This is a genomic window from Stieleria sedimenti (assembly GCF_025060895.1).
In the GTDB taxonomy this organism is placed as follows: domain Bacteria; phylum Planctomycetota; class Planctomycetia; order Pirellulales; family Pirellulaceae; genus Stieleria; species Stieleria sedimenti.
The window spans coordinates 1-11011 of the sequence record NZ_JANZKV010000019.1; the positions used below are offsets into that span (position 1 = coordinate 1).

General features: G+C 61.5%; 6 protein-coding genes. 4 read left to right on the forward strand and 2 right to left on the reverse strand.

Features of this window, described 5'->3' with window-relative positions; genetic code table 11:
- The first annotated feature begins 461 nt into the window (after window positions 1-461).
- The 3 genes from NZK35_RS03255 to NZK35_RS03265 all read left to right on the forward strand — a co-directional run bounded on the left by NZK35_RS03255 (window position 462) and on the right by NZK35_RS03265 (window position 4183).
- The gene (locus NZK35_RS03255; protein WP_259631168.1) at window positions 462-1379 is read left to right on the forward strand and encodes a calcium-binding protein; all 918 of its coding nucleotides are present in this window, start codon (window positions 462-464) and stop codon (window positions 1377-1379) included.
- A gap of 205 nt (window positions 1380-1584) precedes the next feature.
- Complete coding sequence (locus NZK35_RS03260) at window positions 1585-2145, forward strand: RNA polymerase sigma factor (protein WP_259631169.1); 561 nt, start codon at window positions 1585-1587, stop codon at window positions 2143-2145.
- Window positions 2132-4183: a hypothetical protein gene (locus NZK35_RS03265; RefSeq protein ID WP_259631170.1), complete on the forward strand. Its 2052-nt coding sequence runs from the start codon at window positions 2132-2134 to the stop codon at window positions 4181-4183. Before NZK35_RS03260 ends, NZK35_RS03265 begins: the two co-directional genes overlap by 14 nt.
- A 259-nt stretch (window positions 4184-4442) precedes the next feature.
- Here the strand turns inward: NZK35_RS03265 and NZK35_RS03270 are convergent, their stop codons facing one another.
- Both NZK35_RS03270 and NZK35_RS03275 read right to left on the reverse strand, forming a co-directional pair.
- Window positions 4443-5765, reverse strand: coding sequence for a S1C family serine protease (locus tag NZK35_RS03270; RefSeq protein WP_323379601.1), 1323 nt, complete (start codon window positions 5763-5765; stop codon window positions 4443-4445).
- Between the two features lie 290 nt (window positions 5766-6055).
- Complete coding sequence (locus NZK35_RS03275) at window positions 6056-6463, reverse strand: TraR/DksA family transcriptional regulator (protein ID WP_259631171.1); 408 nt, start codon at window positions 6461-6463, stop codon at window positions 6056-6058.
- A 439-nt stretch (window positions 6464-6902) separates the two neighbouring features.
- Between NZK35_RS03275 and NZK35_RS03280 the strand changes: the two genes are divergently transcribed.
- A complete protein-coding gene (locus NZK35_RS03280) occupies window positions 6903-10937 on the forward strand; it encodes an FHA domain-containing protein (RefSeq protein ID WP_259631172.1) in 4035 nt (1344 codons plus the stop codon).
- The last annotated feature ends 74 nt before the right edge of the window (window positions 10938-11011 follow it).

Consider the following 11011-nt stretch of genomic DNA (forward strand, 5'->3'; position numbering starts at 1 on the left):
CTGCGATGCGCCGACGGTGCTTCGTGCCCTCCGCCGGCCCCCGTGTCGGCGGAGGGTCGTTTGAACCGAGCGTTTGTCCTCCAACCCCCATTCGGACATCGCAGCAATGCCTGGAAAAACCTGGGTCCTGAGCGATTAGCCACTTAAATCCACGAAGAACCCCTGAGGGAGAGAATCTAAATGGTTGCAATATCCTGCAGTAAGAGGCTTTCCAGAGGTGTCGCTTCGCTCGCCTCCGGCTACAGGCTTGGATCCCTTCGGGATGTCGATTCAGGATCAGCTATTTGATGCGGGACCGACAAAAAACTAAAAGATTCTGGTAAGCGCCGACGGGCGGGGTGGCACTAACGGGGCACCGAAGCCGAACGTGTCGGCTGTTTGCTTTTCGTTTCCGGTTCGTTAGGGACGCTGCTGTGACTTCTCGAAATTCTTCAACTCGTCGTTCTACCCCCTCCCGTCGCTTGCAACCGCGTCGTTTGCGGGGCGAAACCCTTGAAACCCGCCGCGTGATGGCCGCCGCCGTTGATCTATCGCCGGACGGGTTGCTGGTCATCGAAGGCGACGCCGACAACAACCGCATCTGGGTCGCGCAAAGCCGCAGCGGCGAACGGCTGCGGGTCTCGATCGACGGCCGCACCAAAGATTTCCCGGCGGCCAACATCAGCCTGATGAAGATCTTTGCCGGGCCGGGCAATGACGCCGTTCGTGTTTCACGTCGCGTCGAAATCCCGACCCAGATTTTCGGCGGTGACGGCCACGACCGGCTGGCCGCCGGCAGCGGACCGACCTTGATCGAAGGCGGCGACGGCCGCGACCGCATCCGCGGCGGTGCGGGCGTGAACGTGCTGTTCGGGGGTGCCGGCAATGACCGCATCGCCGGCGGCGCTTCGACCGACTACATCATCGGCGGTGCGGGCAACGACATTCTGCGGGGCGGCGCGGGCGACGACTGGATCTTCGGGGACGCGACCAATTCGCTGCCCGAAGGCGAGACCGATCCGCTGGAATACGCCAGACGGACGATGGATGTCAATCGCGGTGACGACATCATCGATGGAGGTCGCGGCAACGACATGGTGTTTGCAGGGCACGGCAACGACCGGATCCGCGGGGGCGCAGGAAATGACTTTCTGCACGGCGGCGGCGGGAACGATCGCATCCGCGGCGAGCGCGGTGATGACGAACTGATCGGGGGAGCGGGCAACGATGACCTGCGCGGCGGCTTGGGTGCGGACGTGATCCGTGCCCGCGACGGAGAAGTGGACGTCATCTTTGCCGATCGGCTCGATGAGTTGTTCGTCGACGACATCGACCGCATTGTCCGCCGCGATGACGGAGATTCGGAGGAAGCCGGTGATGCACTGGCAGCGAGCGTCTAGAATAGCGGGCCGGTGCTTTGTCACGGCCGACCAACCCTCCCCTCGCTTCGCTCGACCCTCCTTGTGAGGGAGGGTTATTCGCGATGTGTAGATCTCCGAGCATCATTGGACACCCGAGACGATCGAGCAACAACGCCTCCCAACGCGCACCGGCATCGGCTCCGGCGACCGCAAGTCGTCGGAGCTTTCGGTCGTTGATGCGGAATTGATCGACGCCCTGTTGGGCGGCAGCGGCGAGGCGTGGGAGAAACTGATCGATCGCTATGGGGCATTGGTGCGAAGTCGTGTGGCGGACGTCGCGGCCGTGTTTCAAAGGGGGCGTGATTGGTCGACGATCGACGATGTGACCGCGGAGGTGTTTGCGACCTTGTTGGCTCGCGATGCCGCCGCCCTGCGAGCGTTTCGCAATCAAAGTAGTCTGGCGACCTACCTGGCCGTGATCGCCACCCGCGTGGCACGCCGCGTGATGGCAAAACTGGTGCGCCATTCGCATGGACAACGTGATTCGTTGGATGATCTGGACGATCGACCCTCGGCGGTCGATCCGGAATCGCTGCTGATCGACAGGGAAGAACGAGACCGACTGCTGACGCTGGTCGATCGCCTGCCGCAACGGCAAAAAGACTTGGTGGTTGCGTTTTACCGGGAGCAACAAACATACGCAGAAATCAGTCACCGATTCGACATTCCGATCGGTTCCATCGGCACGACGCTTCGCCGCGCCGAAGAAAGACTCCGGCAATGGATCGACGATGAAACCGAATAATTCTTTCAACCGCAAAACGCTATTGCAGCTTGTCCAGCGAAGACTCGATGCAGTCTCCGCGGCCGGGGCCAGTTCCGGCGTCCGCGCCGAAGATCACGCCGGCGTCCTCGGTCGCGTCGTTCGTCAATTGATACACGAAGTGTCCGACGGCACGCCACACCGGCAAAACGCAACCAGCAGCGTCGTCCCCGTCCCCCTGCACGACGTCGCGGCCTACGTCGACGGCACGATGGACGATCCGGAAAAATTGACGGCAATCACGGAAGCGGCCAAATCAGATCCCGGATTGATGATGGAAATCGTCGCGGCGGTGCGCAGCCGTGGCGAAGCGAAAATGGTGGGGCTGGCGCCAGATCTGCGCTCGCATCTGCTCGCGTTGCAACACGCAAACACACCGTCCGCGGAAACGGTAACGGTCGCAACGGAGCGGCCACCATCGGATCGTCCCTCGACGCCGCCGTTGGTGCGGATGACCAAGCCCGCCGCTGACGACGCGACGCGAGTCAACGGCGCAGGGATCGTCTGGTTCACGGCCGCCGCCGCCGTCCTGCTGGCGATCGGTTGGTGGGTTCGCTCGGGAATGACACCGACGAATGATCCGATCGCCGAAGACGGCCAACGAATCAAGTCACCCGAACCGGTCGTTCCCGACCAAAACGTCGACGCGGATCCATCGACCGGACAACCGGACGGGCAAGCGCCCCTGTTGGTCGAGCATCCCGAATCCAAATCATCCCAACGGCCTGACGTTGCACCGACGCCTGCGATCGAGCCGCCTTCGGATCGCAATCCGGCTGCCCCCTCCGACGTCGCCGTCGCAACGGACGTCCAAGCCGACGCGCCGATGGTGGCGGTGGAAGCCACACCCGAAGAAACGCTGACGCCTACGCCGAGAACACCGAACAGCGAATCGCGCCCCTTGGTTCCCCGGACGCCACAAAAGCTGGTCGCCCAGTGGAGCCAGATTGACGGCCTGTTGCTTCGCAGCGAATCGTCGGTGGGGGCGGCCGGTTCGTCATCGAGCGAGTCCATACCGGCGAGTGTGACGGTCGGCAGCGCGTTTGACTTAGCCGCCGAGGGGCCCGGTCGGGTGATGAAGTTACAAACGCTTCCGCTGTGTCGAGCCGCGGCCGCGTTGGCCGGGGGCGGCGAACTGGTCATCGCCGCGGACACCGAACTGGAATTGACGCCCGGCGGCACGATCCATCTGCTGCACGGTTCGATCGCATTGCTGGGCCTGAATGAAAACAGTGTCGTCCGACTGGGCCGGAGCATCGCCAACAGTGTGTCGTTGAAGGGCGTTGCGTCGGACGGTCAGGGTGGCGGCGATGTGGTGGTGCGAAAAACGGTCACGGGAATGGAAGTCGATGTGACGGGAAATCCGGTGAAGGTGAACGAGCGATCGGTCGCCGATTCGCGTTTGAAGCTCGAAGGCCCCTTGCTTGCCGTGGAGCCGGCGGAGGAAACGCCCGAGCGGCTGCCGCGTTGGACGCGAGAACGCGTGGACCGCATCGAAGTCGGACGTAACGTGCTGGCACAATTGAGCGAAAGCGATGACGTTCGAGCCACCTTGATGCAAGCCCTGGCATCGGGCGCGGTGCGGGGTGACGCCGCCGTAACGGTGCGTGTGTGGTTGGTGGCGGCCAGCGGCGACCAACTTTTGCGGCTGATCGGCTCCCCCGATCCGTTGCTTCGCGAAGCCGCCCTGCAACACCTACGCACCGTCAGCCCGAAAGACCCGCGGCATCAGCTTGTGTGGCGTCGCTTGCAAGCCAGTGGCAACAACGCCCGGACGTTCGCCACCGTCCGATCGTTCTTCGTCGACCTGTGGTCCGGCCGGCGACCGAACGCAACCAAACGCGAACAACTGCTGCGGATGCTGCAAGCCTCCGATCCAGCGGCGCGGGCGACGGCGAACTACTTACTTCGCTCGTTCTACGGTCCCGGTCCGCGATTCGACTTGAACGCCTCGGCGACGGCGCGGGCACGGGCGGCCAACGCCTGGCGGGCGGCAATCAACCGCGTGGATCAACGGTGAAGTGAACGTGATGATTCACCGTTCATCAACGAATTTGCAGCCACCCTCTCTCTGGGGGGAGCGCGGAGGAGTGTGCGCTCGGAGCGGGGTGGGTTGTCGCAACGCCAAAGTTGTTAGCCACGATGGAGCGTCAATGTCGGAAGCCCTCCCCTCGCTTCGCTCGACCCTCCCGCACACGGGAGGGTTGCTTCTTAACTTGGTGCGTATGCCCCACGCTGCGTTCGACCCTCCCTGTCAGGGAGGGCAACCGAAACGGAAACTAGTTGACGTCGGTCAGTTGGACTTCGGTGCGATAGCGTTTGCCGTCGCGGTAGATGATCATCGGGACCACCGAACCGATCGGGGTCAGTCCGACCTGGGCGACCAAATGGTCATCGTTGTCGACCTGGCTGCCGTTGAATTCGACGATGATGTCACCGCGCTGCAAGTTGGCCTTGGCCGCCGGCGAACCATGCCGCACCCCTTTGACCTTGGCACCGCCGGAGGCGACCGCTTGCAAGGGTCCCAGGTCGGAAACGGTGAAGTCGGGTTCCAGGGTCACACCCAGATAACCGCGACGCAACCGTCCATGGCGGATCAACTCGTCGGCCACTTGGACGGCCATGTTGATCGGGATGGCAAAACCGATGCCTTCGCTGCCGCCGCTGCTGCTGGCGATCGCGGTGTTCAGGCCGATCACTTCGCCGCGAAGATTCAGCAAGGGGCCGCCGCTGTTGCCGGGATTGATCGCGGCGTCGGTTTGAAAGAAATCTTGCAGATCGATCTTCTGGTTGCCCAACGACAGGTCACGCCGTCCCTTGGCACTGAGGATGCCGAACGTGACCGAATGACTGAGGCCGAAGGGGCTGCCGATCGCGATCGTGAAGTCTCCGATGTTGACCAGGTTGCTGTCGCCGGTTCGGGCCGGTGGAAGCCGCAAATCGGGGACCTTCATGACGGCCACGTCGGTGCTTTCATCCGAGAGAATGCGTGACGGATGGTACTGGCGACCGTCGGCGCTGCGGAGCAAGATTTCTGCGGGCTGCGATCCCAGAATCACGTGTCGATTGGTCAACACCCACACCCCGTCGGCCGTTTCGATCACGACACCGCTGCCGGCTTCATCGTAGGACTCGTACTGCCCGCCCTTGGTCTCGGTCTTGTGAGCTTCGATATGAATGACACTCGGCTTGACGAGCTGAGACACTTTTCGAACGAGATTGCCCAGCCGATCGAACGCATTGAACTCATCGGCCAATTCCTGAAACAACGCTTCCCGCTGCGCCTGGATGGATTGGGCGGTGGGGACCGCGCCGCCGATCTCAGCTGCCGAGTCGATCATCGGAGAAAGTTGAGGCGACGCGCCGCGGGACGGAGCGAGCGAAGGACGCAAAGAGCGAATCGACGTCGGCCCCGATGCGCGGGGACTGCCATTGCTTTCGATCGACGCGCTCGCCGGCGTACGCTGCGGTGACACGTTCGGCTGTGCGGCTCGTGCGGGAGCATATCGACTGCCGCCGCCATAAGCGTCTTGGGCGGACGCCGACGTGGACATGAAATGCGTTGAACACATCCAGGCGAGTGCCGCGCCGGAGAGTGTCATCGCAAGTCGTCGAGGATTGCGCACACGACATCGTGTGCGTCCGCTGGGTTGGGAGAGGTCGACCATCGGAAAAGCTTCAACAGAGAGAGGGAGGTTCGACGGGGAGGCGTCGCATTGTACGCATCGTCGTTTTGCGGCAAGGAACTTTTCGTCAGTCCGGTTCGCTATCCCTCGTCCGGCGAGAAGTCAGAATCGTCATCGCCCGCGCATCAAAAAACGGCCGAATGATTCGACGTCCATCGAAGCATCTCGGCCGTCACAGCAGGACACAACGGTCACAACCGATACGGTCAAGCCGTGTCGGCCTGGTAAGAATCAAACACCCGGCTCATCATCGCGGCGGGGTGGGACTTGCGCTTCTCGGCAAGTCGGTGACAGCCGATACATTCTCGCGCGTACGGCACCGCGCGGAGCCGTGTCAGTGGGATCGGCTTTTTACAACGCTCGCAGTCTCCGTACTTGCCTTCGTCCAACCGCTGGATCGCCGCATCGATCGCCTCCAACTCACGACCCTCGACCTCCAACAGCTGGCTGTTCAATTCGGCTTGCACCGTGTCGGCGACCGCATCGAGCACGTCGCCGGTCTTGGACGGTTTGCCCTGCAAGAGACTGAGGTCGCCGATGGCGGACCGAATCAATACGTCGCGTCGTTTCAGGAGAGTCGCCCGCAATTTCTTAATTGAGTCTTTTCTTGCCATCGGATCACCTAAATCTCTATGAATGCCTGTCGGTCTTACGAGCCCTGCCAGCCTTTAGTTCCGCAATTCGCCTACCAATTGAACTGAACTGGGCAACCACAGCTGTGAAATAGTAGAGGCGCCGCTGGTAAAGTCACCCTTGAAAGACAACGAATTTTCCCTTATGCCCCAGCAAGGGCGCCAGAGCAACCATTTTTGCGATATTCCGCAAATTTCGCCCGCCCCAAATCTGCTTTTGCGACGAGACAGTTTGCGTTGGGGTCTAGACACCACCCTCAAGAGCCGTTTGAACGACCGTTGAGAACTGAAACCGCACCGATCAGTTGATTTTGGTTCACCCCAGCGACCGGTCTGTCCGAAACTCTGAAAACGGTCTTGTCTGTCGGCAACGACCCCATCCAGGCAATTTTGCAAGCAAAGACGCAAGGAACGTGTCGTGATGAACGACCAAAACGACGGCCCCTCGAGCCCCACCGATCTGCATCAGTCCAACCACGACATCAAATTCGTGGCATCGGCGGGACATCTGCGCGACGACGAATCATCTCGGATCGCAATTGTTCCGGATGCGTTGACCCAGACACTGCCGCGGCTCGGCGGCCTGGCCGCTGGCGGCGCGTCGCGGGAGGGCTCGCGGTCGATTCCGGCGACGGGCCAGACGGCCCTGGAGTTCCGTGTGATTCGCCCCGGTGCCCCGGTCCGCAGACTGCGACTGACCGGCAACCGCTACACCTTCGGCAGCGGCGAAGGGTGCTCGATCCGACTGGACGACGAATCGCTTCGCCCCATGCACGCCGTCCTGCTGCGTGACGCACACCGGATTCTGATGCGCGCCTATTCGGTGCCGCTGGAATGCAACGGCAATCGGGTCACCGAATCGGTGCTTCGGCTGGGTGACATCATCCGCATGGGTCAGTATCGATTCGAGCTGCTTGCCGCACCGGAGTCGTCCGCACCGCGACACGCCTCGTTGGAAACCCGCGAATCGGTGTTGCACGAGCGGCTGACTCAGTTGAGTCAGCAGTGGCATGCGCGGCACGCCGAATGCGAGGTGCGCGAGAGCCGTTGCGATCAACGCGAGTCTGAATTGCACGGCCGAGAAACGGAGCTGTGGAGTCGGGCCGAATCGCTGCAGCATCGCGAAAGTCATCTGCTCGCCCAGGAAGCCGCCGTCCGCGAGATTCAAGAGACCTATGCGGCGACCCAGGAAGAACTGAAATCGCTGCGAATGCGGGAGATCGAGACCAGCGAGGCGCTGCAAGAAAAGGAAGCCGAGTTGCAGCACAAGAGTGACTTGTTGCGCGAGCGACAAGCGGAACTCGAACGACGCCAGGCCGAATGGCAACAGCGTGAAGAGCAATATGCCGAGCACGCCGCCGAGGCGCAGCGAAAGCTGGAACAAACCCAGCAGCAGGCTCAATCGGCCAGCGATGCCGTCGGTCGGATGCGCGATGAGTTTTCCACCCTCAGCGAACAACTGACGGAACTGCGGGAACGACACAGCGAGTTGCAGGCCCGCGAGAAGCGTGAACAACAAGACCACGAGCGTCTGCGGAGTGAACTGGAAGCCGCGCGTGACGAAGCGATCGACAGCGTTGCCGACAGCGAAGCCAAACGTCAGGCGACCGAAACCGAACTGGAGCGTGTGTCGGCCGATCTGCAATCGACTCGCGAAGAACTGACCCGCATCCGAGAGGAGAGCAAACAGTGCCAGCATGAATTGAGCGAGAAGCTGCGCGCGACCGGCCGGGAGCTTCAGGCGACGCGAGAAGACGCAGAACAATCGCGTCGCGCTGCCGAAGAAGAACAAGCGTACCACGAAAAACGGATCGCCGAACTCGAAGAACGACTCGCCAAGATTCAAGAGAATCGTGAAGAAAGCGAGCGGGCAACGGACGAGGAAATCGCCGCACTGCATCGCAAGCATGCGTCCGCCGAAGAGGCCCGGGCCGAAGCAGACGAAGCCCGTGCCAAAGCCGAGGCCGCTCGCCAAACCGCCGAAGCGGCCCGCACCGATGCCGAAGCCGTTGCCGAAGAACTGCGCGAAAATATTCGCCAGTTGCAAGAAAACGTCACCGAAGCGACGCAAGAAGCGTCCCAGTTGCGGATCGACCATGAAGGCGCCAACGCGTCCATCCGACAACTCGAATTGCTGGTCGACCAAACCAAAAACAATCAATCGGCCCAGCAAGAATCCTGGACGCAAGAATGCGACCAACTGCGGCAGACGATCGAAGACCTCTCGATCCAGCTGGCCGCGGCAAATGTCGAACTCGGTCAGCTTCAATCCGCCAACGAAGCGCTCTCCTACGAACTGGCACAATCCTCGTCGGGTGACGACGATCACGAAACGTCCACCCAGGCGGTGATCGATTCGGAACAGTTCCGGATCCTGGAACAAGAACTCGATTCGGCCCGCCAGGAAATCGAGCGTTTGCGAGAAACACACGCCGAAACCGTCTCGCGTTTGGAAACCGAGCGACAAGAAAGCGAGTCGGCGCTGCGGCACGAAATCGAACAACTGCGTGATGAAATCGCCGCGGCACAGCAAACCGCCCAGGCACATCTCCAAGAAACCGCCCAGGCATCAGACTTGGAACCGGCTCACAGCCCCGGTCCGGCGACGGAACAATTCGTCGAGTCGGGTGAGAGTCGCTGGCGGTTGGAGTCCGAACAATCGGTCGAACAAAGACGCCATCTGTACGAGGAACGGGGATACGACGAAGGGTATGACGACGCCTCTACCGACGACGTCGAGTCAGAGCCGGTGAATTGGTCGCAAACCGAATCGCTTTCCGATGCGACCGATTCCACGACCGAAGACCGGCAAGGCTCCGACCCCATCACTGGAGACCCGTCCGAAGGTCAAGCAGGAATCGATCCAGGCGTTTCCTGGCACGATGAATTGCCCGAGCAGGCGATCGATGGCGCGATCGATGAGATCGAACACAACGTCGAACAGGCGATCTCGGACTACGAAGCACCGCCATCGGAATCGGCCTGGACAGACCATCAAGACCATGGCGAACAAGACCATGGCGACACCGACCCACCGGCCGGCGAAATGGCGGACATCGACATCGCACATGACTTCGCGAGGGAATCGACAACCGAACAAGAGTCGCCACTGGATTGGTCCAGCTTCATGCCCGGCGGCGCAGACCCGTCATCGAGCGATGACGAGACACACTCGCCCGAACAGGTGCTCGACCAGGAATCCGAACAGGCTGAACCCGAACAGGCGGGCCCGGAAGTAAACGCATGGGACCCGTCCTCCTGGCAGACCGATGCGGACGAAGTCGGTGAAGCCAACGACTATGAGGCGACGCAGCAGTGGGACGGTGTCACCGACGACTTCGATGACAACGCGTCACCAGGATTGGATTCACTCCTTCACGGCGAAGAAGACGAAGCGGTCGCGGAAGACCAATCCGGCGAGGACGCTGAAGCACCCGCCGGAAGTCTGGCGGCGATGCTGATCCGCGACTTGGCCGGTGACGACGAAGCACCACAGGAACACAGCGAAGAAAACGCATACGACGAAAGCTCGTATGACGATCACTCCGATCAGGACAACTCCTCCACCGACGATGTCTCCGCTGAATCAGCCGAATCCGAGGATTCCGCGGACGAAGGCCATCATGCGACCTTCGTGATGGACAGCGGGATTGAGTTCTCCGCCGATGAATCCGATGGCGAATCCGACGCGTGGAGCCTGGAGTCTCCCGCCGAGGACGAACAACTGGCAAACGACGCGACCGGTCTGGCGGAGTCTTTCGATCAGGCGCAAGACGAGTTTGACCGCGGCGCCGCCGAAGAAGAATACACTTCCCAGACGGCACTGCTGTCCGAACACGACACCGTCGTCGCTGCGGACGACGGGCCGGAAGACGATTCGATCGAAGCCTACATGAGCCGCTTGTTGCAGCGTGTTCAGGGCGATGATCAACCGAAGCAGCCGGCTCCGCCAGCACCACCCAGCGTTCCCGCCGCCGAAACCGAACAAGACGATTCCGCGATGGAGTTGGACGAATCGGACGAAGCGGAGTTGGACCAGTCACAGCCGGTCGAACCGTCGATCAAGGACAGCGTGCCGTTGGTTCCGCGTTCCCAAGCACCGGAGCTGTCGCGAAACCTTTCGGCGATGCGTGAACTTGCCAACCAGTCGGCCCGCAATGCCGTCTCACGCAGCATTCGAATTCAGGCGCGTGACACCCAGATGAAAGCCGCACTCAAAGGCGCCGTGGCTCTCGGGTTCGCCACCATGGGGATCGCGGCCTTTCTGTTCGTCACCTGGTCGGGAACAATCAAATTCGGATTGGTCGGCGCGTTCCTCGTGCTCGCCGGCGTGTTCGGGCAAGAAGGCTACGTGCTGGCGAGAGATGCCCGACGCCGCTTGGCATTGGCGGAACGGCAAACCGCCGAGGAGGCCGACGACGATTTGGTCGACGAAGAGCTCCCGACGGATCGCTAGTGCGTTGTCAGCTTCTAGATTTTGGGGCGCGTGCCCCGAATGGCACGGGCAAGAGGGTTGGTGTGCAGGCTTTA